Source organism: Neisseria perflava, assembly GCF_019334725.1.
Classification (GTDB): Bacteria; Pseudomonadota; Gammaproteobacteria; order Burkholderiales; family Neisseriaceae; genus Neisseria; species Neisseria subflava_A.
This window is the reverse complement of sequence record NZ_CP079818.1, coordinates 462,826-487,529: the sequence shown is the minus strand read 5'-3', so window position 1 is coordinate 487,529 and position 24,704 is coordinate 462,826. Positions and strand designations below refer to the sequence as shown.

The 24,704-nt window shown below is 51.1% G+C and carries 29 protein-coding genes; 23 read left to right on the top strand and 6 right to left on the bottom strand.

The features are described from left to right. Positions 1-425 precede the first annotated feature (425 nt). The 3 genes from LPB400_RS02475 (at position 426) to LPB400_RS02465 (ending at position 2,139) form a co-directional block, all read left to right on the top strand. A complete protein-coding gene (locus tag LPB400_RS02475) occupies positions 426-941 on the top strand; it encodes an outer membrane protein assembly factor BamE (protein ID WP_070461158.1) in 516 nt (171 codons plus the stop codon). Between the two features lie 8 nt (positions 942-949). Next, a complete protein-coding gene (locus tag LPB400_RS02470; protein WP_049329449.1) occupies positions 950-1,378 on the top strand; it encodes a hypothetical protein in 429 nt (142 codons plus the stop codon). A gap of 296 nt (positions 1,379-1,674) precedes the next feature. Continuing rightward, positions 1,675-2,139, top strand: a complete 465-nt coding sequence (locus LPB400_RS02465) for a four-helix bundle copper-binding protein (RefSeq protein ID WP_107768661.1) — start codon at positions 1,675-1,677, stop codon at positions 2,137-2,139. Between the two features lie 62 nt (positions 2,140-2,201). Here LPB400_RS02465 and LPB400_RS02460 read toward each other — a convergent pair whose 3' ends face one another. Further along, positions 2,202-2,735, bottom strand: coding sequence for an acyltransferase (locus tag LPB400_RS02460; protein ID WP_107768660.1), 534 nt, complete (start codon positions 2,733-2,735; stop codon positions 2,202-2,204). A 281-nt stretch (positions 2,736-3,016) separates the two neighbouring features. On the opposite strand from LPB400_RS02460, the gene rpmE reads away from it, so the two are divergent. From rpmE to cysS, 16 genes are all read left to right on the top strand, one after another. Then, a complete protein-coding gene (gene rpmE / locus LPB400_RS02455) occupies positions 3,017-3,232 on the top strand; it encodes a 50S ribosomal protein L31 (protein WP_107696777.1) in 216 nt (71 codons plus the stop codon). Positions 3,233-3,471: 239 nt separating this feature from the next. After that, positions 3,472-5,130, top strand: a complete 1,659-nt coding sequence (locus LPB400_RS02450; RefSeq protein ID WP_219089292.1) for an ArnT family glycosyltransferase — start codon at positions 3,472-3,474, stop codon at positions 5,128-5,130. A 148-nt stretch (positions 5,131-5,278) separates the two neighbouring features. After that, positions 5,279-6,166: a hypothetical protein gene (locus LPB400_RS02445; protein ID WP_225905452.1), complete on the top strand. Its 888-nt coding sequence runs from the start codon at positions 5,279-5,281 to the stop codon at positions 6,164-6,166. A gap of 222 nt (positions 6,167-6,388) precedes the next feature. Beyond that, positions 6,389-7,189, top strand: a complete 801-nt coding sequence (locus tag LPB400_RS02440; RefSeq protein ID WP_070748228.1) for an ABC transporter ATP-binding protein — start codon at positions 6,389-6,391, stop codon at positions 7,187-7,189. Positions 7,190-7,254: 65 nt separating this feature from the next. Continuing rightward, complete coding sequence (mlaE, locus tag LPB400_RS02435; protein WP_049359439.1) at positions 7,255-8,031, top strand: lipid asymmetry maintenance ABC transporter permease subunit MlaE; 777 nt, start codon at positions 7,255-7,257, stop codon at positions 8,029-8,031. A gap of 49 nt (positions 8,032-8,080) precedes the next feature. After that, positions 8,081-8,575 (top strand): outer membrane lipid asymmetry maintenance protein MlaD, encoded by a 495-nt coding sequence (gene mlaD, locus LPB400_RS02430; RefSeq protein WP_003681819.1) that lies wholly within the window; start codon positions 8,081-8,083, stop codon positions 8,573-8,575. 32 nt (positions 8,576-8,607) lie between these two features. Beyond that, positions 8,608-9,198, top strand: coding sequence for an MlaC/ttg2D family ABC transporter substrate-binding protein (locus tag LPB400_RS02425; protein ID WP_003681817.1), 591 nt, complete (start codon positions 8,608-8,610; stop codon positions 9,196-9,198). A 62-nt stretch (positions 9,199-9,260) separates the two neighbouring features. Continuing rightward, on the top strand, positions 9,261-9,539 hold the full coding sequence (locus LPB400_RS02420; protein WP_036493932.1) for an STAS domain-containing protein: 279 nt from the start codon (positions 9,261-9,263) through the stop codon (positions 9,537-9,539). Then, on the top strand, positions 9,536-10,363 hold the full coding sequence (locus LPB400_RS02415; RefSeq protein ID WP_219089290.1) for an MlaA family lipoprotein: 828 nt from the start codon (positions 9,536-9,538) through the stop codon (positions 10,361-10,363). Before LPB400_RS02420 ends, LPB400_RS02415 begins: the two co-directional genes overlap by 4 nt. A gap of 114 nt (positions 10,364-10,477) precedes the next feature. Continuing rightward, positions 10,478-10,840: a hypothetical protein gene (locus LPB400_RS02410; protein ID WP_003681812.1), complete on the top strand. Its 363-nt coding sequence runs from the start codon at positions 10,478-10,480 to the stop codon at positions 10,838-10,840. Continuing rightward, on the top strand, positions 10,840-11,223 hold the full coding sequence (locus LPB400_RS02405) for an acyl-CoA thioesterase (RefSeq protein ID WP_219089287.1): 384 nt from the start codon (positions 10,840-10,842) through the stop codon (positions 11,221-11,223). Before LPB400_RS02410 ends, LPB400_RS02405 begins: the two co-directional genes overlap by 1 nt. Further along, on the top strand, positions 11,220-11,708 hold the full coding sequence (locus tag LPB400_RS02400; RefSeq protein ID WP_219089285.1) for a peroxiredoxin family protein: 489 nt from the start codon (positions 11,220-11,222) through the stop codon (positions 11,706-11,708). The genes LPB400_RS02405 and LPB400_RS02400 overlap by 4 nt, the downstream gene beginning before the upstream one ends. 143 nt (positions 11,709-11,851) lie before the next feature. Then, the gene (gene obgE / locus LPB400_RS02395; RefSeq protein WP_219089283.1) at positions 11,852-13,006 is read left to right on the top strand and encodes a GTPase ObgE; all 1,155 of its coding nucleotides are present in this window, start codon (positions 11,852-11,854) and stop codon (positions 13,004-13,006) included. Positions 13,007-13,085: 79 nt separating this feature from the next. Then, positions 13,086-13,274 carry a hypothetical protein gene (locus LPB400_RS02390; RefSeq protein ID WP_219089281.1) on the top strand — a complete coding sequence of 63 codons (189 nt, stop codon included), beginning with the start codon at positions 13,086-13,088 and terminating at the stop codon, positions 13,272-13,274. After that, positions 13,255-13,869 (top strand): zeta toxin family protein, encoded by a 615-nt coding sequence (locus LPB400_RS02385; protein WP_219089279.1) that lies wholly within the window; start codon positions 13,255-13,257, stop codon positions 13,867-13,869. Before LPB400_RS02390 ends, LPB400_RS02385 begins: the two co-directional genes overlap by 20 nt. Before the next feature lie 65 nt (positions 13,870-13,934). Then, the gene (cysS, locus tag LPB400_RS02380; protein WP_219089277.1) at positions 13,935-15,356 is read left to right on the top strand and encodes a cysteine--tRNA ligase; all 1,422 of its coding nucleotides are present in this window, start codon (positions 13,935-13,937) and stop codon (positions 15,354-15,356) included. A gap of 110 nt (positions 15,357-15,466) precedes the next feature. On the opposite strand, the gene LPB400_RS02375 is transcribed toward cysS, so the two are convergent. Both LPB400_RS02375 and LPB400_RS02370 read right to left on the bottom strand, forming a co-directional pair. Beyond that, the gene (locus LPB400_RS02375) at positions 15,467-16,072 is read right to left on the bottom strand and encodes a nitroreductase family protein (protein ID WP_219089275.1); all 606 of its coding nucleotides are present in this window, start codon (positions 16,070-16,072) and stop codon (positions 15,467-15,469) included. Positions 16,073-16,087: 15 nt separating this feature from the next. Next, positions 16,088-16,483, bottom strand: coding sequence for a DoxX family protein (locus LPB400_RS02370; protein ID WP_219089273.1), 396 nt, complete (start codon positions 16,481-16,483; stop codon positions 16,088-16,090). A gap of 116 nt (positions 16,484-16,599) precedes the next feature. Here LPB400_RS02370 and LPB400_RS02365 point away from each other — a divergent pair, with 116 nt between their 5' ends. After that, positions 16,600-17,490: a LysR family transcriptional regulator gene (locus LPB400_RS02365; protein WP_219089271.1), complete on the top strand. Its 891-nt coding sequence runs from the start codon at positions 16,600-16,602 to the stop codon at positions 17,488-17,490. A gap of 57 nt (positions 17,491-17,547) precedes the next feature. Here LPB400_RS02365 and LPB400_RS02360 read toward each other — a convergent pair whose 3' ends face one another. From LPB400_RS02360 to LPB400_RS02350, 3 genes are all read right to left on the bottom strand, one after another. Beyond that, positions 17,548-17,889, bottom strand: coding sequence for a hypothetical protein (locus LPB400_RS02360; RefSeq protein WP_003683849.1), 342 nt, complete (start codon positions 17,887-17,889; stop codon positions 17,548-17,550). Between the two features lie 136 nt (positions 17,890-18,025). Beyond that, on the bottom strand, positions 18,026-19,039 hold the full coding sequence (locus LPB400_RS02355) for a hypothetical protein (protein ID WP_219089269.1): 1,014 nt from the start codon (positions 19,037-19,039) through the stop codon (positions 18,026-18,028). Positions 19,040-19,121: 82 nt separating this feature from the next. Next, positions 19,122-21,395: a Tex family protein gene (locus LPB400_RS02350; protein ID WP_219089267.1), complete on the bottom strand. Its 2,274-nt coding sequence runs from the start codon at positions 21,393-21,395 to the stop codon at positions 19,122-19,124. Between the two features lie 129 nt (positions 21,396-21,524). Between LPB400_RS02350 and galE the strand changes: the two genes are divergently transcribed. The 3 genes from galE to rfbA all read left to right on the top strand — a co-directional run bounded on the left by galE (position 21,525) and on the right by rfbA (position 24,666). Then, positions 21,525-22,541 (top strand): UDP-glucose 4-epimerase GalE, encoded by a 1,017-nt coding sequence (galE, locus tag LPB400_RS02345; RefSeq protein ID WP_219089264.1) that lies wholly within the window; start codon positions 21,525-21,527, stop codon positions 22,539-22,541. A 116-nt stretch (positions 22,542-22,657) separates the two neighbouring features. After that, entirely contained in the window at positions 22,658-23,725 is a 1,068-nt protein-coding gene (gene rffG / locus LPB400_RS02340) for a dTDP-glucose 4,6-dehydratase (RefSeq protein ID WP_070584357.1), read from the top strand. 74 nt (positions 23,726-23,799) lie between these two features. Continuing rightward, the gene (gene rfbA / locus LPB400_RS02335; protein ID WP_070584359.1) at positions 23,800-24,666 is read left to right on the top strand and encodes a glucose-1-phosphate thymidylyltransferase RfbA; all 867 of its coding nucleotides are present in this window, start codon (positions 23,800-23,802) and stop codon (positions 24,664-24,666) included. Positions 24,667-24,704 lie beyond the last annotated feature (38 nt).

Below are 24,704 nucleotides of genomic sequence, written 5' to 3'. Positions count from 1 at the left end.
CTCAGATTATGCGTATAAAAGAAAACTGGCATACAATTTGCAGGGATAACACCCGAAAGATTAAGTACCTAATCTCCGGCAAATGCCAAAAAGAACTAAAGCACAAAGATAACAAGGTATTACGCAATACAACCTGATTTATCGAAAACCGGACATCTCTAAACCCCAAGCCTTACTCGAAGTGAAATTGTTACAAAGTGACAATAAATGTCAGTCAGGCCGTCTGAACGGTTCTGCCGATTCAGGCGGATACAACGGAGATGAGGCGTAATGCCCTGCCGGAATGTGCCAATGTTCTGTTTGTCAAACCGTCGGGTACATCTTTAAGAAGCACAACATTATTTGGGTAAACCGGCAAACTCGCTGCCGGCACTAACAGGCCGTCTGAAAAGTTCGGCCGGTAAAATCAATAAAAGGATTATCAAATGAAAAAAATCGCAAAAGTAGGCTTCGTCCTGCTGGCTACCGGCCTGCTGGCCGCCTGTGCTACTAAGAGCAAAATCACTCCTGAAGGCACTACAGACGAGCCACGCTTCCCTAAACCTTACTCCCTGACCTTCAACAAAGACCGCGGTACATTCCCGACTTTTGACGAGCTGGATCAAATGCGTCCTGGCCTGACCAAAGACGACATCTACAAAATCCTCGGCCGTCCTCACTACGACGAAGGCATGGTTGGCGTGCGTGAATGGGACTACCTGTTCCACTTCTACACCCCAGGCGTAGGCGTTGACCCTGAAAACACTTCCGGTGTTGAAGGCATCACTACTTGCCAATACAAAGTGATCTACGACAAAGACAAATTTGCACGCAGCTTCTTCTGGAATCCAGTATTCCCTAAAGATGCTGTATGTCCTCCTCCAGCACCTACACCTAAACAAGAGCCTCAAGTGATCATCCGCGAGATCATTAAAGAAGCTCCTAACCGCATCCGTCAATAAGGACAAATTTGAAACGGATCCTATTGGGTATAGCCTTGGCAGCAGGTCTGAATTCTTTGGCCGCTGCCGATGCTGTCAGCGACTATATCCAGCGTAAAAAAGTTGTGGTCAATACAGCTAAGGCGGAGCTTTGCTTTGCCGACGACGGTCAGTGCCATCCGGTACTGATTGGCAAGACCACGCCGAAAGGCAAATTCAATATGACGCCGATGATGACCAGCAAACCGGGTTACGGTGGCGAGGTTATCGGCTTCAAAGAAGAAAATGACTTTCTGTTTGCGTTACACAGGGTATGGACGCTCAAGCCACAGGAAAGACGCATGGAACGCATCGTCTCCCCTCATGTGGCCGACCGCATCATAACCAATGGTTGTATCAACGTACAAAATAATGTGTACGAAAAACTGCGTCAGTATTTCATTTTAGAAGTCATCTGATGTAGGCTTTAGTTTGAATAAAGGCCGTCTGAATATTTTTCAGACGGCCTTTTCTTTTTATTCGTAAAACCTTTATGACTGGCTATACTGATACAGTCTTGATGGCACGGCAACTTCGTTGAGGCTGCTGATTCAGAAAAAGAAAACTCTATCAATCTAACGCGTATCTAAAAAAAGCTGCCTAAAAGTTCAGACAGCCTTTATTGTTTATAAACAAATAATATGTTAACCTATTGTTATCGAATAGATTTAATTATTCGTAATATCATTTCACCAAGCAAAAAGGACTCTATCTTATGAACCGTCGTCAATTTATCGGCAGCGCCGCTGCTGTTTCCCTCACCGCCGCCGCTTCTTTCGCCCGTGCTCACGACCATGCCGGCCATGCACACCATGCCGGTCATGCCGGTCACGCGCATTCTGCACCGCGCGCCTACGAAGCTGCGCGCAACGCGGCCGCACATTGCGTTGAAGCCGGTCAAATCTGTTTGGCACACTGCATTGCCCTGTTGAGCACAGGCGATACTTCCATGAAAGACTGCGCAACCGGCGTTAACCAAATGTTGGCACTGTGCGGCACCTTGCAAAACCTCGCCGCCCAAAATTCACGCCTGACCCCATCTTTGGCAAAAGTGTGCATCGAAGCCTGCAAACAATGTGCTACCGCCTGCAAAGAACACGCCGGCCACCACGCTGAATGCAAAGCCTGCTACGAATCTTGCTTGGCTTGCATTAAAGAATGCGAAAAAATTGCCGCTTAAGCACTATTGAAAAAAGGCCGTCTGAAATTCAGACGGCCTTTTATTTTGCTATTTTGTTTACGCTATTCGGCTGCAAGCTCTTGCTCATCCAGCAGTTTTTTCCGAACAATCGCAGGGTTGCCCGCAGCCACGCAATAAGGCGGCACATCTTTGGTAACCACCGAACCTGCACCGATTACCGCGCCCTTACCGATGGTAACGCCGCCCATGATAATCGCACGTCGACCAATCCAAACATCATCTTCAATCACAATCGGGCTGATGTCTGTATAACCTTCAAAGCGGCGAGTTTCAGGGTTGAATTTGTGGTTGGTCGAATAAAACAGACATTCCGGCCCCATCATCACGTTCTTGCCGAGGGTCAAACCGCGGCAGATTTCGCAATTTACGCCGATACCCGAATTGTCGCCGACTACCGTATCCGGAAAGACGTACCCGCCTTTTTCAATATTGACGTTTTTACCGATGTTTGGAGAAATACACGCAGCCAAAGCAGCACGGAATTTTTGCGCAATCCGGCCGAATGGTTTGCAATAAGACGGGGGCAACATTCCTCCCAAAACACGCAAAATGCACGTCAATATCTTTTTCCACATTGATTCCGTCTCCTGTCCGTACAAGCGTAAATATTATTCAGACTATTATTCTTCTTAAAGTTTCACATCTAGAGGAGGTTTTACATCCTCTTTTCAGTTAGATTACAATCTGATCGCATAATATTTGGTTCGATATTCTATTCTAAACTGTTCTCTTCTGTTGCGAAACTACCCTGCATACAAAATATCCTCTTGACGAAACAGCCAAAAATAGCGAAAATTCCACGCTTAACTGAAGTACAGGCAAAACCCCTGTGCCCGCTTAATCGAAAGGAAATCAAATGAAACAAGGTATTCACCCGAACTACCACGAAATCAATGTTACCTGCTCTTGCGGCAACAAATTCGTGACCAAATCCGCAATGGAAAAAGACAACTTCAACGTTGAGGTTTGCTCTCTGTGCCACCCTTTCTACACCGGTACTCAAAAAATCGTCGACACTACCGGTCGTGTGGACAAATTCAACAACAAATTCGGCAACCTGTTCAAACGCTAATTGCCGCTTTGTCAAAAAGACTGCTTCGTGCAGTCTTTTTTGCATTCAGGCCGTCTGAAACATTTCTTTCAGACGGCCTGAGCTTTTTGTCGTCAACCGAATGCCATATCATTCCAACCAAACACCCGATAAAAACGAGCCGTACGCATTATTTTACAAAGCTCTCCAGTCCGGCATATCGCGCAAACCCGTCAAACCCTGTACCATTGCTATTCAAACCAACCGTTTTTTGACCTTCCATGCTGACTTACACACCGCCCGATCCGCGCCGCCCCCAAAAAACCCATGAAAAACCATGGCTACTGCTGCTGATGGCTTTTGCCTGGCTGTGGCCGGGCGTGTTCTCGCATGACTTGTGGAACCCTGCCGAACCCTCCCTCTTTACCGCCTCTGAATCCATGAAAAACGGCGGCAGCCTGCTGATTGCACAAATCTTCGGCCAACCCGATTTCACCATCTCCCCTGCTTTTTTATGGGCGGCAACCGCATTCCAAACTCTGTTTTCGCCTTGGGCGGCCGATGCCTATGATGCCGCACGTTTTGCCGGCGTGGTATTTACCGCCATCGGACTGACCGCCTGCGGTTTTGCCGGTTTCAACTTTCTCGGCAGACACCACGGCCGCAGCGTTGTCTTGATCCTTATCGGCAGCATCGGTTTGCTGCCCATCGCCCACTTCCTCAATCCCATGTCGGCCGCTTTTGCCGCATTTGGATTGATTCTGTGCGGCTTTTCACTGGCACGCCGCCGCGTCATTATTGCCATTTTGCTGTTGTGCGGCGGTTGGGTTTTACTCTCCCTTTCCTTAGGCTATCTGCTGACCGCGGCCATGATGTTTTTGGCACTTGCCCTGTCGTTCCATTCTACTTGGCAAAGCAAACGCTATCTGCTGACCCTGATTGGCGCCATCGTCGTTTCCCTGCCCCTGCTGATTCTGTATCCGCTGGTTTTATCAAAAACCAATCCCGAATGGTTTGATATTTGGTTCAGCCATTATTCCTTAGGCGTATTCGGCGGTTTCCATCAGATTCAGACGGCCTTCAACCTGCCCTATTATCTGAAAAACCTGCTGTGGTTTGCCTTGCCTGCCTGGCCGCTGGCAGCATGGACGCTCAGCCGCACGCGTATCCACGATAAAAACTGGGGCATTCTGAGCCTGTCGTGGCTGGTTATTATGACAGCCCTACTTGCCATCAACCCGCAACGCCTGCAAGACAACCTCGTTTGGCTGTTGCCGCCGCTCGCCCTGCTCGGCGCGGCACAACTGGACGGCCTGCGTCGCGGTGCAGTGGCATTTATCAACTGGTTCGGCATCATGGCATTCGGTTTGATTGCCGTCTTCCTGTGGCTGGGCTTTTTCGCCATGAACTACGGCTGGCCTGCCAAACTGGCCGAACGCGCCGCCTATTTCAGCCCGTATTACATCCCCGACATTGACCCGATTCCGATGACCGTCGCCCTGCTGTTTACCCCGTTATGGCTCTGGGCGATTACGCGTAAAAACATCCGTGGCCGCCAAGCCGTAACCAACTGGGCAGCCGGCGTTACCTTGGCCTGGGCCTTGCTGATGACCCTGTTTTTACCGTGGCTCAACGCCGCCAAAAGCCATGCACCGGTCGTACACCAAATGGAAGCCGCGCTTTCTTCCGAATTGAAACAGAAACTTTCAGACGGCCTCGAATGTATCAACATCGACAGCCAAGACCAGCGCACACGCATCGCGTGGACACAATACAGCCATATTAAAACCACGACCGACGACCCGTCCTGCCGCTACCGCCTCATCCGCCAAGCCGCCAACATCGGCGCACCTTCGGGTTGGCAAACCTTGTGGCAAGGCGCAAGACCGCGTAACAAAGCCGAGACTTTCCTATTACTGGAAAAAACTGCGGCACAATAAATCCGTGACACTAGCCATAAAGCTGAATATTCCTGCTACATTCAAATAAAAGGCCGTCTGAAAGAACTTTTATCCTTTCAGACGGCCTTTGACTTACTTTAACGCCGCTTCCCGTACAATGGCCCTTTTCCCTTATCTGCCTAAAAACATGAAACCCAACCGCCTTTTGCCCCTCGTCCTCTTATTAACCGCCCTCTCCGCCCATGCCAAAGATTTCATTATCTACGACCGCATGGACTATGTCGGCAAACCCGACCTTACTGCCGACAAACTCTCCAAAGTGTTCTTGGTTTACGAAAGCGAGCTGGTCAAACCCGATCCGACGGGCAAACGCAAACACGGCGTACTCAACGAAGCGCGTATCCGTGAATTGGCCAAACAATCGCGCCGCGAAGGCTACCGCACCATTTCCACCGACATCGAAAGCTGGTTTGCCGAAAAAGACGGCCAACTGCTGACCCCCGACGAATTAAGAACCGACTTTGCGCGGATGTACCAAATCTTCAGAGAAGAAAACCCGCGCGCCTTCATCAGCAACTACGGCATGCCTTCCGAACACCTGCACGGCATCCGCCACTACCGCCCCAACGTTGACAACGAAGCCATCTTGGCCAAATGGCGGCAAGTCAGCAAACGCCGCGTGCCCACCGCCGCCATCAGCGACTATGCCAATCCTGTGTTCTACATCACTTCCCCCGATTTGGTGCAATGGGAAAAAGACGTGAAAACCGCCGTTGACGACATCCATCAACGCTTTCCCAACAAAAAAATCATCGGCTACATCTGGCCGCAATATTATTCGGCCACCAACAGTCCTTATTTCAAACAATTCATCGATCCCGTCCGTTGGCGCAAAATGCTCGAAATCAGCAAAAAATACACTGACGGCGTGATTATCTGGTCGGACAAGCGTGATGAAAACAACCAAATCGTGCGCTGGAACGATCCGCGCATCCAAGCCACGATGAAAGCGACTCAAGCCTTCATCCATGCCAATGCCAAAGAAATCAAGGTAGAAGGTTTGCAGAAATATTAAAAACAAGGCGGGCATATTTGCCCGCCTCTTTATATACATACACATCTGTCTGTATGTTTGACACAACACGCGACAAAACGACCGTGGCACCAACGCTTCTGCATTCTTTCACACGTTTTTACCCGTTATTCCTAAGCGCAGGCCGTCTGAAAATTGCCCGAATATCCAATACCCTTTACAATACCCGTAATTAAAATACATTTTTTGACACCCCTCTCCTGCATGAGTTCCACACCCTTCATCGAAATGAAAGACGTTGCCTTCGCATATGGCGACCGTCCTATTCTGAACAACATCAACTTCAGCATTCCACAAGGCAATTTCGCCGCCGTAATGGGTGGTTCAGGCAGCGGTAAAACCACGCTGATGCGCCTGATTACGGGGCAAATCCACCCGCAATCGGGCAAAGTGCTGATTGAAGGGCGCGATTTAGCTGCATTTTCGGCGCAGGAGCTGTACGAACACCGCCGCCGCATGGGCGTTTTGTTCCAACACGGCGCATTGTTCACCGACTTATCCGTCTTCGACAACATCGCCTTCCCCATGCGCGAGCTGACGGATTTGCCCGAGGCGGTCATTCGCGATTTAGTATTGCTGAAACTGAATGCAGTCGGTTTGCGGGGTGTTGAAAACCTGATGCCTTCCGAGCTTTCCGGCGGTATGTCGCGCCGCGTCGCCCTCGCGCGTACGATTGCGCTCGACCCTGAAATCATGTTGTACGACGAGCCTTTCACCGGCCTCGACCCGATTTCGCTGGGCGTCATCGCCCACCTCATCAGCCGTGCCAACAAAGCCCTGCGCTCAACCAGCGTGATGGTAACGCACGACATCGAAAAATCGCTGGAAATCGTCGATCAAGTGATTTTCTTGGCACACGGCGAAATCATGTTCTCCGGCTCGCCCGAAGAAATGCGCGAACTCGACTCGCCTTGGGTACGCCAGTTTGTCGGCGGTTTGGCAGACGGCCCCGTAGCATACCGCTATCCGGCGCAAACGACTTTAAAACAAGACTTGCTGGGCTGATGTTCAGACGGCCTGAAACTTAAACAAGGCCGTCTGAAAACCATTTAACCAATCAACTGAAACCTATGAATTTTATCCGTTCCGTCGGGGCAAAAACCCTCGGCTTCATCCAATCGCTGGGCAGCATTACGCTGTTTTTCCTGCAGATCCTGGCCAAATCAGGCACGGCGTTTGCCCGTCCGCGCCTGAGCATCCGCCAGATTTACTTTGCAGGCGTGTTGTCCGTCCTGATTGTCGCCGTGTCCGGCCTGTTTGTCGGCATGGTATTGGGCTTGCAAGGCTATACGCAGCTGGCAAAATTCAAATCCGCCGATATTTTAGGCTATATGGTTGCCGCTTCCCTGTTGCGCGAATTGGGTCCCGTATTGGCGGCCATTCTGTTTGCCAGCAGCGCAGGCGGCGCCATGACCAGCGAAATCGGCTTGATGAAAACCACCGAGCAGCTTGAAGCAATGAACGTGATGGCGGTCGACCCCGTGGCACGCGTGGTTGCGCCGCGCTTTTGGGCGGGCGTGTTTTCCATGCCTTTGCTGGCTTCGATTTTCAACGTTGCCGGCATTTACGGCGCGTATTTGGTCGGCGTCGAATGGCTGGGTTTGGACGGCGGTATTTTCTGGTCGCAAATGCAAAACAACATTACCTTCCATTACGACGTACTCAACGGCTTAATCAAATCCGCCGCTTTCGGCGTAGCCGTTACGTTAATCGCCGTACATCAGGGCTTCCACTGCGTACCGACCTCAGAAGGTATTTTGCGCGCCAGTACACGCACAGTAGTGTCTTCCGCCCTGACCATCCTCGCTGTCGACTTCATGTTGACCGCATGGATGTTTACCGACTAAAGGCCGTCTGAAACGACACTTTAAAAGAATGAAACAAGGACAATAGCACATGAAAAAAAATGCTTTGGAATTTTGGGTAGGACTGTTTGTCTTACTGGGCGCGGCCGCTATCGGCTTTCTCGCCTTCCGCGCCGCCGGCGGACAATCGTTCGGCAAATCCTCTCAAACCTACACCGTCTATGCCGATTTCAGCGACATCGGCGGCTTGAAAACCAACGCGCCGGTCAAATCCGCAGGCGTACTGGTGGGCCGCGTTGCCTCCATTCAGCTCGACCCTAAATCCTATCAGGCAAAAGTCGCCCTCAATCTGGACAGCCAATATCAGTTCAGCAGCGACGTTTCCGCACAAATCCTGACTTCAGGCTTGTTGGGCGAACAATACATCGGCCTGCAACAAGGCGGCGATACTGATTCTTTGGCGGCAGGCGACACCATTACCGTCACCAGCTCCGCCATGGTTTTGGAAAACCTTATCGGCAAATTCATGACCAGCTTTGCCGAGAAAAACGCAGACAGTGAATCTGCAGGTCAAAACGAACAATAAACACATATCAACCCAATATTCAGGACACTCCCATGAAAAAAACATCCTTCATCAGCGCATTGAGCATCGGCGTATTGAGTATCAGCATGGCATTTGCCTCTCCTGCCGACGCAGTCAACCAAGTCCGTGAAAACTCCGTTCAAGTGCTGAAAATCCTCAACAGCGGCGACGCCAACACCGCACGCCAAAAAGCCGAAGCCTACGCCATCCCTTACTTCGACTTCCAACGCATGACCGCTTTGGCCGTCGGCAATCCATGGCGTACTGCAACTGACGCACAAAAACAAGCGTTGACCAAAGAGTTCCAAACCCTGCTGATCCGCACCTACTCCGGCACCATGCTGAAATTCAAAAACGCCAAGGTCAACATCAAAGACAACCCGGTCGTAAACAAAGGCGGTAAAGAAATCGTTGTCCGCGCCGAAATCAACGTTTCCGGCCAAAAACCGGTCAACATGGACTTCACCACCTACCAAAGCGGCAGCAAATACCGCGCATACAATGTCGCAGTCGAAGGCGCAAGCTTGGTTACCGTATACCGCAACCAATTTGGCGAAACCATCAAGGCCAAAGGCATCGATGGCCTGATTGCCGACTTGAAAGCCAAAAACGGCGGTAAATAATCCACCCCGCACCATGCCGCCTGATGTTCAGACGGCATGGTGCCTTACATCATAAAGACACCATGCAAACAGAAATCCGCAACGGCACGCTCTACATCAGCGGCGACGTTACCGTCAAAACCCTGACTGCCTCCGCCTTTGCGCGCTACGAACAACAATGCCGTCTGAAAGAAACAGACAGCATAGACTTCAGCCAAGTAGGCAAAGCAGATTCAGCCTGCGTTTCCCTGCTGCTCAACGCTCTGCGCCGGACAGACAAAAAACCGACCATTCAAAATATTCCCGATTCCGTCCGCGCACTGGCCGAACTTTACGAAATCAAAGACTGGTTGCAATCATGAAAAAAACCACCGCTTCCCTCTGCCTTCTCATCAGCCTTGCCTCCGCGCCCGCACTGGCCGAACGCAATCCGGCCGATCCTTACGAAGGCTACAACCGTACCGTTTCCAAGTTCAACGACAAAGCAGACAAATACGTCCTTTCCCCTGTCGCACGCGGCTATCGCAAAGTAACGCCCAAACCAGTGCGTACCGGCGTGATCAACTTCTTCAACAACCTGCGCGATGTCGTCAGCTTCGGCAGCAATGTTCTGCGCCTTGACGTCAAACGCGCCAGCGAAGACCTCGTCCGCGTCGGCATCAACACCACCTTCGGCCTTGGCGGTTTAATCGACGTAGCCGGTGCAGGCGGCGTACCCAGCAATAAAAACACCCTCGGCGACACCTTCGCCTCATGGGGCTGGAAAAACAGCAACTACTTCGTTGTCCCCCTGTTCGGCCCATCTACCGTACGCGATACCATTGGCAACGCCGTTACCACCGTCTACCCAGTTAAAAACGCCGTCTTCCACACCAGAGCAGGACGCTGGGGCACAATCGGCCTGCAGGCCATCAACACCCGTGAAGAACTGCTCGACCTGACCGACAGCCTCGAAGGCGCAGCCATCGACAAATACAGCTACACACGCGACCTTTACATGAAAGTCCGCTCCCAACAAACCGGCGGCACGCTCCCTCAAAGCGAAGACGACAACATCGACATCGATGACTTAGTGGACAGCAACGCCACTTCCGAACCGGTAGCAGCACCCCCAACCGCTCCGGCAGAAATCCCCGATACAGCCAATCCCCAAACCCTGTATCAAACACCATCAGAAAATCCCTGATTGTTCCCAAAAATAAAGGCCGTCTGAAATTCAGACGGCCTTTATCCCCCAAAAGATAGCCAGTCCACCACCTTTGCTATATCATTCAACTATACAGAAACCAAGGAAAACACCATGTACGAAGTCAACCGCAGCGTCTTCCTGCTTATCCCCCTCGATCCTTTTTGGAACTGGCTGAAATCCCTGCCCGGCAATCACCTAGACGGTCTGACGCTTGAAGATATCCAAGCCGATGCCAATTCCTACCTCGTTCGCCCGTGTGAAACCGCTGACGAAGTATGGGACGAAATCGAAGCGCGTTTTGAAGATATTTTTGCTGCCGAATTGGCCGACTGGTGCGAAGACGAAAGCGAATGGCCTGATTTGGACGCCGACATTTTCAACGAATGGTTCGACATCCAACTCTCCACCGTGATTACCGACCTCGAACACGAACCAATCGCACGCGAAGAGTTCCAACCCATCAATCTCAACTGATGAAACTGACCGTCCGCAACTACCACCTCGACGGCTACGGCCACGTCAACAATGCGCGCTATCTCGAATTTCTCGAAGAAGCGCGCTGGACGTTTTTTCAAGAGCATGAGCTTCTGTCCGAACTCAAAGGCATCATGCTCGTTGTTGCACGTGTCGATATCCGCTATCGCCGCCCGTCGCTTGAAGGCGATGTCTTGACCTTTACAGGTCGTCTGAAAGACATCGGCACACGCCACATCATCCTCAGCCAAACCGCGACCCTGCCCAACGGCAAAGCCGCCATCGAAGCGGAAGTTACCCTTATGCCCGTCAGCAGCGAAAGCGGACGCAGCATCAGCGTTCCCCAAACCTTAGCACACGCCATTCAAAACCTCGAATCATGAAAAAAATACTCACACTCCTTGTCGTTGCCACGATTGGCGCGCTTCTTGCCTTTGTCCTCATTCCCAGCAACAAAGCCGCCCCTGATTTCGCCCTGCCCGATCTGCAAGGCAAAACCATTACCAACGCCGACTTGAAAGGCAAAGTCACCCTCATCAACTTCTGGTTCCCCTCCTGCCCCGGTTGCGTGAGCGAAATGCCTAAAATCATCAAAACCGCCCAAGATTATCAAGGCAAAGAATTCCAAGTCCTCGGCATTGCCCAGCCCATCGACCCTATCGAAAGCGTCCATCAGTACGTCAAAGAATACGGCATTCCTTTTACCGTCATGTACGATGCCGACAAAACTGCCGCAAAAGCCTTTGGCACACAGGTTTACCCGACTTCCGTCCTGATCGACAAAAACGGCAACATCCTCAAAACCTACGTTGGCGAACCCAATTTCTCCCAACTCTATCAAGAAATCGACCAAGCCCTCGCCCAATAAATCCAAGGCCGTCTGAAACCATATTTCAGACGGCCTAAAACCGAAATATCCTTTATAATAAGCAACATTTTATCCGTTCAGACACCAAGCTCCTCTATCAACAAAGGCCGTCTGAAACAACCGAATACCCGTAAGAGAACATCATGAAATTCATCGACGAAGCAAAAATCGAAGTCGCCGCAGGCAAAGGCGGTAATGGCGCAACCAGTTTCCGCCGCGAAAAATTCGTACCCCGCGGCGGCCCTGACGGCGGCGACGGTGGCAAAGGCGGTAGCGTTTGGGCAGAAGCCGACGAAAACACCAACACCCTCGTCGAATACCGCTTCGTCAAACGCTACCAAGCCAAAAACGGCGAAAAAGGCCACGGCTCCGACCGCTATGGCGCAGGTGCGGACGACATCGTCCTCAAAATGCCCGTCGGCACCCTCATCCGCGACCTCGATACCGACGAAATCGTCGCCGACCTCACTTATCACGGCCAGCGCGTCTGCCTCGCCAAAGGCGGCAAAGGCGGCTTGGGCAACATCCACTTCAAATCGTCCGTCAACCGTGCGCCCAAACAATCCACACCCGGCGAAGAAGGCGAAACCCGCTCCCTGCAACTCGAGCTTAAAGTCCTCGCCGATGTCGGCTTATTAGGCATGCCCAACGCCGGAAAATCCACCCTGATTACCGCCGTATCCGCCGCGCGCCCCAAAATCGCCAACTACCCCTTCACCACCCTGCATCCGAATTTAGGCGTCGTACGCATCGATGAAAACCACAGCTTCGTCATGGCCGACATCCCCGGCCTGATTGAAGGCGCGGCAGAAGGCGCAGGCCTCGGCCACCGCTTCCTCAAACACTTATCGCGCACCGGCCTGCTGCTGCACGTCGTTGATTTGGCCCCCTTCGACGAAACCGTCAATCCCGCCGAAGAAGCACTCGCCATCATCAACGAATTGCGCAAATACGACGAAGAACTCTACGACAAACCGCGCTGGCTGGTGCTGAACAAACTCGACATGCTCGATGAAGAAGAGGCCCAAGCGCGTAGCGCCGCCTTCCTCGAAGCAATCGGCTGGGACTACCCGAAACCAGACGACCGTTTCCAATTCGACATGGAAACCCCGCGCCTCTTCCAAATCAGCGCCCTGACCCACCAAGGCACGCAGGAGTTGGTACACCAAATCAACCAATATCTGACCGAGAAAAAACGCATCGAAGCCGAAAAGACAGAAGCGGAGCAGGCAGCGACAAAAGCCGAAATTGCTGAGCAGCAGCCTAAAACGGACACAGGTGTATTTAAGCCGGAGTAAGGAAATAAAAAGTTTTCAGACGGCCTGTTTAATGTAATATAGGGCCGTCTGAATACAGGAACAAAAAGCAAGGAAGACCATGATTTCTGATAAACAACGTGTCGAATTGGCGAAAAAGCAAGCCATGCTTAAAACTTTGTATCAGGCATGGCTGGCAGAAAAACGGAAATACGCCGTCATCACAGTAGTCGATAATGAAGGCAAACTTATCGAATACCATCCTTCCGGTAAACAAAGAACAGTAGGCCATGTCAAACAACTGGCCTAAAGCGATTTTTTACTGTGGTGCTAACGGTTCGGGCAAATCTACCCTGCGCCAATTCAATCAAGATCGTGTCTCGTTAGTGATTGATTCTGACCATATCGCAGCAGAAATTAATCCTGAAATGCCTCGCTTAGCCGATATGGAAGCGGGAAAAACCGCATTGCGCTTATTCCGTCAAGCGTTGGATAATCGAATTTCTTTTTCCATGGAATCGACCTTATCCGGCAAATCCGCCCTTACCCGCATTCAAACGGCCCACAATGCCGGATTTTACGTCATACTTAACTATATCGGTCTTGCGACGCCAGAATTAAATATCCGCCGTATGCAGGAGCGCGTCGCAAGCGGCGGACACTGGATAGATCCTGAGTTAATCCTCAACCGCTACCATGTGAGTCTGCGAAACCTTCATACCGCATTACCGTTTGTTGACGAAAGTTTTATTTTTGACAACTCATCCGTCTATCCTCACCTGCAAATATGGATGAATCAATATCAATATTTGAAAAACAAACAGTTAGCCGACTGGGTAAAGCCAATCGAACAAACCATACTTTCAAATGGATTAATTTTTGATTCTTTTTTAGCTTATGAATAAAGAATTTGCCTGCACAAAAAAATCCAAAATAATTTTCCTCTGTTTACACAAAATTTGAAAATCCCATGACCACCATCTACAACACCCTTACCCGCCAAAAAGAACCCTTCACCCCCATCGACCCTAAAAACGTGCGTATGTACGTTTGCGGCATGACTGTTTACGACTACTGCCACTTAGGCCATGCCCGCGTGATGGTTGTGTTTGACATGATTGCTCGTTGGTTGCGCGAGTGCGGTTATCCGTTCACTTATGTGCGCAACATCACCGATATCGACGACAAAATCATTGCCCGTGCGGCTGAAAACGGCGAAACTATCGGCGAGCTGACTGCGCGTTTCATTCAGGCTATGCACGAAGATGCCGATGCTCTGGGTGTGTTGCGTCCCGACATCGAGCCGAAGGCAACGGAAAACATCCCGCAAATGATTGCCATGATTGAGACCCTGATTCAAAACGGCAAGGCTTATCCTGCCGCAAACGGCGACGTTTACTATGCCGTGCGCGAGTTTTCGGCTTACGGCCAATTGTCGGGCAAATCGCTGGATGACCTTCGCGCAGGCGAGCGCGTGGAAGTGGACGGTTTCAAACGCGATCCGCTTGATTTTGTGTTGTGGAAAGCAGCGAAAGCAGGCGAACCTGCATGGGAAAGCCCTTGGGGCAACGGCCGTCCGGGTTGGCATATTGAATGCTCTGCCATGAGTGAGAATCTGTTCGGCGATACTTTCGATATCCACGGTGGCGGCGCGGATTTGCAGTTCCCGCACCACGAAAACGAAATCGCCCAAAGCGTCGGTGCCAGCGGTCATACCTGCGGTCATGACCACGCACAAACCCATCACGGTCAAAGCATCGCCAGCCACGTCAAATACTGGCTGCACAACGGCTTCATCCGTGTGGACGGCGAAAAAATGTCCAAATCGTTGGGTAACTTCTTCACTATCCGCGAAGTGTTGAAACAATACGACCCTGAAGTCGTACGTTTCTTCATCCTTCGCGCCCACTACCGCAGCCCGTTGAATTACTCCGACGCGCATTTGGATGACGCAAAAGGTGCGCTGACCCGCCTGTACACTACGTTGAAAAACACACCAGCGGCTGAGTTTGATTTGTCTGAAAACGCCAACGACTACACCCGCCGTTTCTACGCCGCCATGAACGACGATTTCGGTACGGTCGAAGCGGTTGCCGTGTTGTTTGAACTGGCAGGCGAAGTGAACAAAACCAATGATGCCCACCTCGCCGGCTGCCTGAAAGCTTTGGGCGGAATCATCGGCCTGTTGCAACGCGATCCGATTGAATTCCTGCAAGGCGGTGCTGTTTCAGACGGCCTGTCCAACGAGGAAATCGACGATTTGATCGCCCAACGCAAACAGGCACGCGCGGATAAAAACTGGGCGGAATCCGACCGCATCCGCGACCTTCTGAACGAACACAAAATCATTCTGGAAGACAACGCTGGCGGTACAACTTGGCGCCGCGGTTGATTTCATGGCATAGATAAAAGGCCGTCTGAAACTGTTTTCAGACGGCCTTTTATTTTGCTATTTCAAAAAGGGCGCAAACATCGCGCCCTTTGTTTAAAACATCATTTCATTTATGCGCCGAATACTTTCAGACGGCCTTCGATTGGTTGGAAGGCTTTTTCGCCGGCTGGAGCCGCGATACCGCCGATCACCATTTGCGCACGCAACAACCAGCTTTCCGGCAGATTCCATTCTTTGGCAATGGCCGCATCAGGCAACGGATTGTAGTGTTGCAGATTGGCGCCGATACCGGCAGCTGCCAATGTTGTCCAAACAGCATATTGAACCATGGCATTTGCCTGATCCGCCCAGATCGGGAAGTTGGCCGCATAAGATGGGAACTGCTCTTGCAAGCCTTTGACAACATCTTGATCTTCAAAGAACAAAACTGTCGCCGCGCCTGCTTTAAACAAGTTCAGTTTTTGTGCAGTGGCTTCAAACTGCTCGGCAGGAACAACCGCACGCAACGCTTCTTCGACAAAATGCCACACTTTGGCATGTTCTTCGCCAAACAATACGACCACTCGGGCAGATTGCGAATTGAAAGAAGACGGCGTATGCAAAACGGCGTGTTCGATAATTTTGGTTACTTCCTCATTGGACAGAAGCAGGGTGTTGTTCAATGCATAGATAGAACGACGGGTTTCAGCAGCTTGTTGCAAAACAGAATAAGTCATGATCTTTTCCTTAAATTAATCTTTATCTTTACCAAAAACGTTATCCAAAGCCCATGCTCCGCCGCCGGCTACTGCCAGATACAGGAACACGAAGCAGAACAAAACGGCAGATTCGCCCTGGTTGGCCAATGGAAACAAAACATTACCAGAAGACGCGTGTGCCATAAAGTAGGCGACAGCCATCTGACCGGACAAAATAAACGCGGTCGGACGGGTGAACAGGCCCAATATCAATAAGATACCACCGACAATTTCCAAAATACCGGCCACCAGCATCAAGCCTTCAGGCGCGCCGCCCATGGACATCGGAAAACTGAAAAACTTGGCCGTGCCATGCAGCAAAAACAGATACGCCGTAACAATACGCAAAACAGACAATACAACAGGTTGGAATGATTTGAGGACTGACATCTTAATAATCCTTATTTTAAAGAGGTAGGGAGCAATTTCAATAAGTGCAGTATAGATAATTCCCAGTAAGAGATATATACTCGAATTATTGATACAACGTTTCCTAATAAGAAATCATGGATACCCTATTCAGCCTAAAAGTTTTCCGCCAAGTCGTTCAAAGCGGTAGTTTTACCCGTGCCGCCGATCAGCTCGACATTTCCACTGCCATGGCCAGCAAACACGTCAGCCATCTGGAAAACACCATTCAAGCCAAGCTCTTACACCGAAACAGCCGCAACCTCCATCTGACCGAAGCAGGCGAAGAATACTACCGCCAATGCAGCTACGCGCTGGATACCTTGGACACCGCCGCCCAAAAAGCGGCTGGCGGTGCCGACACGTCGCAAGGTATGTTGCGCGTTACCATGCCCCTGTGGTTTGCAGGCGGCAATATGAGCGCATGGTTGGCAGAATACCGCCAGCGTTATCCCAAAGTTACGCTCGACCTCGTCCTCGACAACCGCCATATCGACCTCATCGCCGAAGGTTTCGATCTCGCCTTGCGTGTTTCCAAAACCCCCTCCCCTTCGCTGATCGTCAAACCGCTGGCCAAAATCGAGTTCGTCCTGCTTGCCGCCCCCGACTATCTTGCCCGACACGGCACACCCGATACACCCGAAGCCGTCATGCAGCATCAAGCCATCCTGCCTTCCTATACCAGTCAACAAGATTGGGAAATTACCCACCGCGCTACCGCAGAAAAAGCCATTCTCCATCTCTCCCCGGTTATCCGCAGCGACAACACACTGATGATCCGCGAGCTGATTAAATCAGGTGCAGGCATAGGCTATCAGCCCCTTTGGGCAGTTCAGCAGGAATTGAAGGACGGCACATTGATCCAACTCCTGCCCGATTACACCATCTGGACAGACCAACTGAACGCCACTTATGTCGACAGGGCCTTTCTCAGCGCAAAAGTGCGCAGCTTTATCGACTTTCTTAATGAAAAAATATCGGAAGGATAAACATCAAGGCCGTCTGAAACACTTTTCAGACGGCCTTTAATCAAAGCAACAATCCAATCAATAATTGGTCGAGCAGAACTGTTCGCGTTTGTCCGCATCGGCGGCATAGCATGTCAAACCCATGCCTGACGCATTGCTGTTGTTCGCTTTCGCACCCGGTTTTTTGTTCACCAAGACCTTACCGTTTTTTCCGATTTCAACGGTTACGCCTTTGCCGTTTTTCAGCTTCCATTTCAACACTTGCGCATCGGCACTTTGGCACTTGCTAACTGTACAGCCGCCTTCTGTCGCGACATTGCCGTTTTTATAAATCACGCACTGCTGCTGGCTGTCGGTACAGGCCGCATACGCAGCAACGGAGAAACAGGAAATCAGCGCGGCAAACAAAACAGGTTTCATGGTTTGAACTCCTAAGGTTGTGATAATGGATTTGTGATATTTGGAACTATACGCTTATTTATATCGGCAAGCCATCAAGTATGATGGAAAACAATTCACCCATATATTGGATAATACTAGGGTAAATTTCAGGCTGCTACACAGTTCCGGCCTTTTCATCAGGCACAATCCCTTTCTCCACCAAATAGTCCGCCATTTCAGCATCATCTTTTACTGGATCAAACTCTTTCACATAGCGGTCATGATTTTGATGGTCGTATTCGGCAATGGTTTGCAGAAATTGTGCAAAACCAGAGTTTTTATATGCCAGCTCGTCCATCACCGAATAATCCATTTGCTCTTTATACCGTGCAGGCGAAAGGATTTCACTTTGGCTGACGTTGGTCGCGTCTAACAAGATGATGCCGATTCCAAAACTCTGGCTCAGTTTCTGCAGGGCTTCACGGAAGTCTACATCCTGCTGCACGTCTAATGCCACCAAATAACCTTCATTCGCCCAACTAGAATTACTCACCGCCTGAAAGAAAGATTCTTTGTAATTACCAAAATCCAAACGGATTTTTATCTCGAATGAGAAAATTTTAATCGGCAAACGGTCAAATTTCTTCATCAATGTCAGCAGGTTATCGTGTTCATAATTGGCATATTCAAACTGAACACCAACCATATCGGGATAAAGCCATTTGTCTGCACCTTTTTGGTTTTTGCCGCTTTTTTCATGGAATATAGTACGTGACTTCGCGTCAAAAGCAGGGTGTTTATCCAAAAACTTACATAGCAGAGGATGCAGGTCACGTTCATGGAATTTGACCTTTTGTGTCTGTGAGATAGGCTTGAGCTGCTCATTAATGGAATTTTCAGGTAACTTCAACTCTTTTAAGCTACCTGAAACTTCCTTTCGCAGAGAAAATAGCTTAGGACGACTGCCCTGTGCCGTGATTTTGCCGTCAGTCTTTTTTGCTTCCACATACAACTGTGCACCTATAGTTGCCCAGGGCGTTTTACCTATCGAAGCCAAGCCCATTTCAGGGTTGTATCCGTCCAGATCAGTATAAAGCCGGTTCTGTTCGATAAAATCCCAAATTTCCGATGCACAGGCGGGACGTGCCAACTGCTGTAATGCATACAGTGCAAGTTCGTGGTAAGTCATATTTTTATCCTTTAAATAGATTTCTATGTATTAGGTTTCTGGCTTGCCATCCTCAATTTGACAAGCAGAAAGGTTTTCTACCTTACCGTTTCAACTTCGCAAACGCATCTGCCATTGCCGAATTGGTTGGGACACGCTCGTTGCGTTGGGGTTTGCGGTCGCGGCGTTCTTGATGTCGGGTTTCAGATGGCCTGTTGCCTTTGGCTGCGCCGCCCGGTTCATCATCCAGTCGCATGGTCAGCGCAATGCGTTTGCGTGCGGCATCAACCTCCAGCACTTTCACTTTCACTACATCGCCGGCTTTCACCACTTCGCGCGGGTCTTGGACGAATTTATGGGATAAGGCGGAGATGTGCACCAAACCGTCCTGATGGACGCCGATGTCCACGAACGCGCCGAAGTTGGCGACGTTGGAAACCACGCCTTCGAGTATCATGCCGACTTGCAAGTCGCTGATTTCGTGGATGCCTTCGGCGAATGAGGCCGTCTGAAACTCGCCGCGCGGGTCGCGGCCGGGTTTTTCCAACTCGGACAGGATGTCCAGAATGGTCGGCAGGCCGAAGCGTTCGTCGGTGAAATCGGACGCTTTGATTTGCTTCACGCGCTCGCGGTTGCCGATGAGTTCGGCGGCGCTAATGCCTTGTTGCGCCAGCATTTTGGCGACGACGGGATAGGCTTCGGGGTGGACGGCGCTCGCGTCCAGCGGCTCTTTGCCGCCGTTAATCCGCAAAAAGCCCGCCGCCTGCTCGAAGGTTTTTTCGCCCAAGCGCGGTACTTTCAGCAATTTTTTGCGGCTGTCGAATGCGCCGTTTTCATCGCGGTAGGCAACGATGTTTTGGGCAAGGGTTTGATTCAAACCGGAAATTCGCGCCAAGAGCGGGGCGGAGGCGGTGTTCACGTCCACGCCGACGGCGTTCACGCAGTCTTCGACCACCGCGTCCAGCGATTTGGCAAGCTGGTTTTGGTTCACGTCGTGCTGATACTGGCCCACACCGATGGATTTAGGGTCGATTTTGACCAACTCGGCGAGCGGGTCTTGCAGCCTGCGGGCGATGGACACTGCGCCGCGCAGGGAAACGTCCAAGTCGGGGAACTCGCGCGCCGCCAGTTCTGACGCGGAATAAATCGACGCGCCGGCTTCGGAAACGACGATTTTGTGCAACCCCATTTCGGGCATTCCGCGCACCAGTTCGCCCGCGATTTTGTCGGTTTCGCGGCTGGCGGTGCCGTTGCCGATGGCGATGAGCTTCACGCCGAGCTGTTTAATCAGGCGAGCCAGCGTTGCCAACATTTCGTTTTCTTGATGCAAATAGACGATGACCGTATCCAGAAGCTTGCCCGTGTCGTCCACCACAGCGCATTTCACGCCGTTGCGGTAGCCCGGGTCAAGACCCAGCGTGGTCAACCGTCCGGCAGGCGCGGCGAGCAGCAAGTCTTTGAGATTGCGGGCGAACACGGTAATCGCGTCGGTATCAGCGGCTTCTTTCAAGCGGTTCAACGCTTCAAGTTCCAACGACAAAAAGATTTTTGCGCGCCAAGTCAGACGCACGGTGTCGCGCAGCCATTTGTGGCCTTCTGAAACCTTGAAGCGGCGGGCGATGATTTGCTCGTATTCGCTTTGCTGCGTAATCGGCGTGTCGTCGGGCTGGTATTTGAGCGCGATGTTCAACACGCCTTCGTTGCGGCCGCGCAAAACCGCCAGCGCGCGGTGGCTGGGCATGGTGCGGATGGATTCGCGGTGGTCGAAATAATCGCTGAATTTTTCGCCTTCGGTTTCTTTACCTTCAACGACTTGCGCGTGAATTTCGGCTTCGTTCCACAACTTATTGCGCAGCGTGCCGATGAGTTCCGCGTCTTCGGCAAACTGCTCCATTAAAATCGCGCGCGCACCATCCAGCGCGGCTTTGGTGTCGGGGACGTTTTCGTTCAGGTAGCCCTGTGCGGCGGCTTCCACGTCCTGCGGCTGCTCGGCAAGCAGCGCGTCCGCCAGCGGTTGCAACCCGTGTTCGCGCGCGATTTGCGCTTTGGTGCGGCGTTTGGGTTTGTAGGGCAGATACAGGTCTTCAAGCGCGGTTTTGTTGTCGGCGGCTTCGATTTGCGCCTTGAGGTCGTCTGAAAGTTTGCCTTGCTCTTCAATGCTTTTTAAAACAACGGCTTTGCGCTCTTCCAACTCGCGCAGATATTGCAGCCGCTCGGCAAGCTGGCGCAGCTGCGTATCGTCCAGCCCACCCGTGGCTTCCTTGCGGTAACGGGCGATAAAGGGGACGGTCGCACCGTCATCTAAAAGCTCAATAGCGGCATTAATTTGCGCAGTGGTGGCAGAGAGTTCTTGAGAGAGGATTTGGGTAATGTTCATATATTCCTTCATATTCCATCTGAACGATTGATAGGACAGCACAACGTAAGATAATTTTTGGGAAGACAAAGGATAATACTGATACACTTCATTCAAAACAAGATAACATATGCTGTATAAGGAAAACCAATGACTATTCTTATCACCGGCGGTACCGGTTTTATCGGTTCCCATACCGTTGTTTCCCTGTTGAAATCAGGCTTTAATGCCGTGATTTTGGACAATTTGTGCAATTCGTCTGCCAACATCCTCCCGCGCTTGGAAAAGATTACCGGCAAGTCTGTGCCTTTTTACCAAGGGGATATCCGTGATCGTGAAGTGTTGCGTCAAATCTTTGCAGAACACGATATTGATGCTGTCATTCATTTTGCCGGCTTGAAGGCAGTCGGTGAAAGCGTGGCCGAACCAATGAAATACTATGACAACAATGTGTCTGGCAGCTTGGTATTGGTAGAAGAAATGGCGCGTGCCGGTGTATTTAAGATTGTGTTCAGCTCATCGGCTACGGTTTACGGCGATCCGGGTAAAGTGCCTTATACGGAAGATATGCAACCGGGGGATACGACCAGCCCTTACGGCACGTCTAAGTCTATGGTGGAACGCATTTTGACGGATATCCAAAGGGCTGATCCGCGTTGGAGCGTGATTTTGTTGCGCTATTTCAACCCTATCGGTGCGCATGAAAGCGGTTTGATCGGCGAGCAGCCAAACGGTATCCCAAACAATCTGCTGCCTTATATCTGCCAAGTGGCTTCAGGCAAGCTGCCGCAATTGTCGGTTTTCGGCGATGACTACCCTACCCCAGACGGTACGGGTATGCGCGACTATATCCATGTGATGGATTTGGCGGAAGGCCATGTGGCGGCGATGCAGGCGAAAAGCGATATTTCGGGTGTACACCTGTTTAATTTGGGTTCGGGACGTGCTTATTCGGTATTGGAAATCATCCGTGCCTTTGAAGCGGCCTCCGACTTGACCATTCCATTCCAAATCAAACCGCGTCGCGATGGCGATTTGGCCTGTTTCTATGCCGACCCTGCCTACACCAAAGCGCAAACCGGTTGGGAAACCAAGCGTGATTTAGCGCAGATGATGGAAGATTCATGGCGTTGGGTCAGCAACAACCCAAATGGCTACGACGATTAAGTTGAACTGATACAGGCCGTCTGAAAGAGATGTTTTCAGACGGCCTCTTTATCTGAAAAACACACTTTCTGTCTGCTATAATCTGTTTATATTATTTTGACTATCCTCTGAAACTTATGAAAAAAATCCTTGTTACCGGCGGCGCGGGCTTTATCGGTTCTGCCGTTGTCCGTCATATTATCCAAAACACCCAAGACTCTGTCGTCAATGTCGATAAGCTGACTTATGCCGGCAATTTGGAATCTTTGACCGAGGTAGCAGGCAATCCTCGCTATGCTTTTGAGCAAGTGGATATTTGCGACCGCGCCGAACTCGACCGCGTATTCGCACAACACCAGCCTGATGCCGTGATGCACTTGGCTGCGGAAAGCCATGTCGACCGCTCTATCGATTCGGCAGGCGAGTTTATCCAAACCAATATCGTCGGTACATTCAATCTGCTTGAAGCAGCCCGCGCCTACTGGCAACAAATGCCGTCTGAAAAACGCGAAGCCTTCCGTTTCCACCATATTTCTACCGATGAAGTCTATGGCGATTTGCACGGTACGGACGATTTGTTCACCGAAACCACGCCATACGCGCCGTCCAGCCCCTACTCTGCCTCTAAAGCGTCCAGCGACCACCTCGTCCGCGCATGGTTGCGTACTTACGGTTTGCCGACCATTGTAACCAACTGCTCCAACAACTACGGCCCTTACCATTTCCCGGAAAAACTCATTCCGCTGATGATTCTGAACGCGCTTGACGGCAAACCGCTGCCCGTTTACGGCGACGGTATGCAAATCCGCGACTGGCTGTTTGTCGAAGACCACGCGCGCGCGCTGTATCAGGTTGTTACCGAAGGTGTTGTCGGCGAGACCTACAATATCGGCGGCCACAATGAAAAAGCCAATATTGAAGTCGTCAAAACCATCTGCACCCTGCTGGAAGAGCTTGTTCCTGAAAAACCGGCCGGCGTGGCGCGTTATGAAGATTTGATTACTTTCGTACAAGACCGCCCCGGCCATGACGTGCGCTACGCCATCGACGCTGCCAAAATCGGCAGGGAGCTGGGCTGGAAACCTCAGGAAACATTCGAATCCGGCATCCGCAAAACAGTGCAATGGTATTTGGACAACAAAACCTGGTGGCAAAACGTATTGAACGGCAGCTATCGTTTAGAGCGTTTAGGCACCGGAAAATAAGTTTTCAGACGGCCTGTTCCCACTATTAGGCCGTCTGAGAATCACGCAAACACACACTACTCAGGAGAAAACCCATGAAAGGCATTATCCTTGCAGGTGGCAGCGGCACACGCCTCTACCCCATCACACGCGGAGTATCCAAACAACTGCTGCCCGTGTACGACAAGCCCATGATTTACTATCCGCTGTCCGTACTGATGCTGGCAGGAATCCGCGATATTTTGGTGATTACCACGCCCGAAGACAACGCCTCTTTCAAGCGCCTGCTTGGCGACGGCGGCGATTTCGGCATTTCCATCAGCTATGCCGTTCAACCCAGTCCGGACGGTTTGGCACAGGCATTTATCATCGGTGAAGAATTTATCGGCAACGACAATGTTTGCTTGGTTTTGGGCGACAATATTTTCTACGGCCAATCATTTACGCAAACATTGAAACAGGCCGCCGCCAAGACCCACGGCGCAACCGTATTCGGTTATCAGGTCAAAGATCCCGAGCGTTTCGGCGTGGTTGAATTTGACGAAAACTTCAACGCCCTGTCTATCGAAGAGAAACCACAACAGCCCAAATCCGATTGGGCGGTAACCGGCTTGTACTTCTACGACCAACGCGTCGTCGAGTTCGCCAAACAAATCAAACCGTCTGCCCGCGGCGAATTGGAAATTTCCGACCTCAACCAAATGTATTTGGAAGACGGTTCATTGTCGGTGCAACTTTTGGGACGCGGTTTTGCATGGCTGGACACCGGCACTCACGAGAGCCTGCACGAAGCTGCTTCATTCGTCCAAACCGTACAAAACATCCAAGACCTGCAAATCGCCTGCCTGGAAGAAATTGCTTGGCGCAACGGTTGGCTTTCCGATGAAAAACTGGAAGAGCTGGCACGCCCGATGTCGAAAAACCAATACGGCCAATATTTGCTGCGCCTGTTGAAAAAATAATATTTGAGGCCGTCTGAAACTTTTCAGACGGCCTTTAG

Bases quoted from the DNA above. Each gene is read 5' to 3' on its own strand.
- cysS (WP_219089277.1), top strand. From the start codon at position 13,935: ATGACCACCATCTACAACACCCTTACCCGCCAAAAAGAACCCTTCACC.
- LPB400_RS02415 (WP_219089290.1), top strand. From the start codon at position 9,536: ATGAAAAAAACCACCGCTTCCCTCTGCCTTCTCATCAGCCTTGCCTCC.
- LPB400_RS02400 (WP_219089285.1), top strand. From the start codon at position 11,220: ATGAAAAAAATACTCACACTCCTTGTCGTTGCCACGATTGGCGCGCTT.
- obgE (WP_219089283.1), top strand. From the start codon at position 11,852: ATGAAATTCATCGACGAAGCAAAAATCGAAGTCGCCGCAGGCAAAGGC.
- LPB400_RS02465 (WP_107768661.1), top strand. From the start codon at position 1,675: ATGAACCGTCGTCAATTTATCGGCAGCGCCGCTGCTGTTTCCCTCACC.
- LPB400_RS02370 (WP_219089273.1), bottom strand. From the start codon at position 16,483: ATGTCAGTCCTCAAATCATTCCAACCTGTTGTATTGTCTGTTTTGCGT.
- galE (WP_219089264.1), top strand. From the start codon at position 21,525: ATGACTATTCTTATCACCGGCGGTACCGGTTTTATCGGTTCCCATACC.
- LPB400_RS02365 (WP_219089271.1), top strand. From the start codon at position 16,600: ATGGATACCCTATTCAGCCTAAAAGTTTTCCGCCAAGTCGTTCAAAGC.
- LPB400_RS02475 (WP_070461158.1), top strand. From the start codon at position 426: ATGAAAAAAATCGCAAAAGTAGGCTTCGTCCTGCTGGCTACCGGCCTG.
- rfbA (WP_070584359.1), top strand. From the start codon at position 23,800: ATGAAAGGCATTATCCTTGCAGGTGGCAGCGGCACACGCCTCTACCCC.
- LPB400_RS02375 (WP_219089275.1), bottom strand. From the start codon at position 16,072: ATGACTTATTCTGTTTTGCAACAAGCTGCTGAAACCCGTCGTTCTATC.
- LPB400_RS02390 (WP_219089281.1), top strand. From the start codon at position 13,086: ATGATTTCTGATAAACAACGTGTCGAATTGGCGAAAAAGCAAGCCATG.
- LPB400_RS02425 (WP_003681817.1), top strand. From the start codon at position 8,608: ATGAAAAAAACATCCTTCATCAGCGCATTGAGCATCGGCGTATTGAGT.
- LPB400_RS02360 (WP_003683849.1), bottom strand. From the start codon at position 17,889: ATGAAACCTGTTTTGTTTGCCGCGCTGATTTCCTGTTTCTCCGTTGCT.
- LPB400_RS02405 (WP_219089287.1), top strand. From the start codon at position 10,840: ATGAAACTGACCGTCCGCAACTACCACCTCGACGGCTACGGCCACGTC.
- mlaE (WP_049359439.1), top strand. From the start codon at position 7,255: ATGAATTTTATCCGTTCCGTCGGGGCAAAAACCCTCGGCTTCATCCAA.
- LPB400_RS02445 (WP_225905452.1), top strand. From the start codon at position 5,279: ATGAAACCCAACCGCCTTTTGCCCCTCGTCCTCTTATTAACCGCCCTC.
- LPB400_RS02420 (WP_036493932.1), top strand. From the start codon at position 9,261: ATGCAAACAGAAATCCGCAACGGCACGCTCTACATCAGCGGCGACGTT.
- LPB400_RS02355 (WP_219089269.1), bottom strand. From the start codon at position 19,039: ATGACTTACCACGAACTTGCACTGTATGCATTACAGCAGTTGGCACGT.
- LPB400_RS02460 (WP_107768660.1), bottom strand. From the start codon at position 2,735: ATGTGGAAAAAGATATTGACGTGCATTTTGCGTGTTTTGGGAGGAATG.
- LPB400_RS02410 (WP_003681812.1), top strand. From the start codon at position 10,478: ATGTACGAAGTCAACCGCAGCGTCTTCCTGCTTATCCCCCTCGATCCT.
- rpmE (WP_107696777.1), top strand. From the start codon at position 3,017: ATGAAACAAGGTATTCACCCGAACTACCACGAAATCAATGTTACCTGC.
- LPB400_RS02350 (WP_219089267.1), bottom strand. From the start codon at position 21,395: ATGAACATTACCCAAATCCTCTCTCAAGAACTCTCTGCCACCACTGCG.
- LPB400_RS02440 (WP_070748228.1), top strand. From the start codon at position 6,389: ATGAGTTCCACACCCTTCATCGAAATGAAAGACGTTGCCTTCGCATAT.
- rffG (WP_070584357.1), top strand. From the start codon at position 22,658: ATGAAAAAAATCCTTGTTACCGGCGGCGCGGGCTTTATCGGTTCTGCC.
- mlaD (WP_003681819.1), top strand. From the start codon at position 8,081: ATGAAAAAAAATGCTTTGGAATTTTGGGTAGGACTGTTTGTCTTACTG.
- LPB400_RS02385 (WP_219089279.1), top strand. From the start codon at position 13,255: ATGTCAAACAACTGGCCTAAAGCGATTTTTTACTGTGGTGCTAACGGT.
- LPB400_RS02450 (WP_219089292.1), top strand. From the start codon at position 3,472: ATGCTGACTTACACACCGCCCGATCCGCGCCGCCCCCAAAAAACCCAT.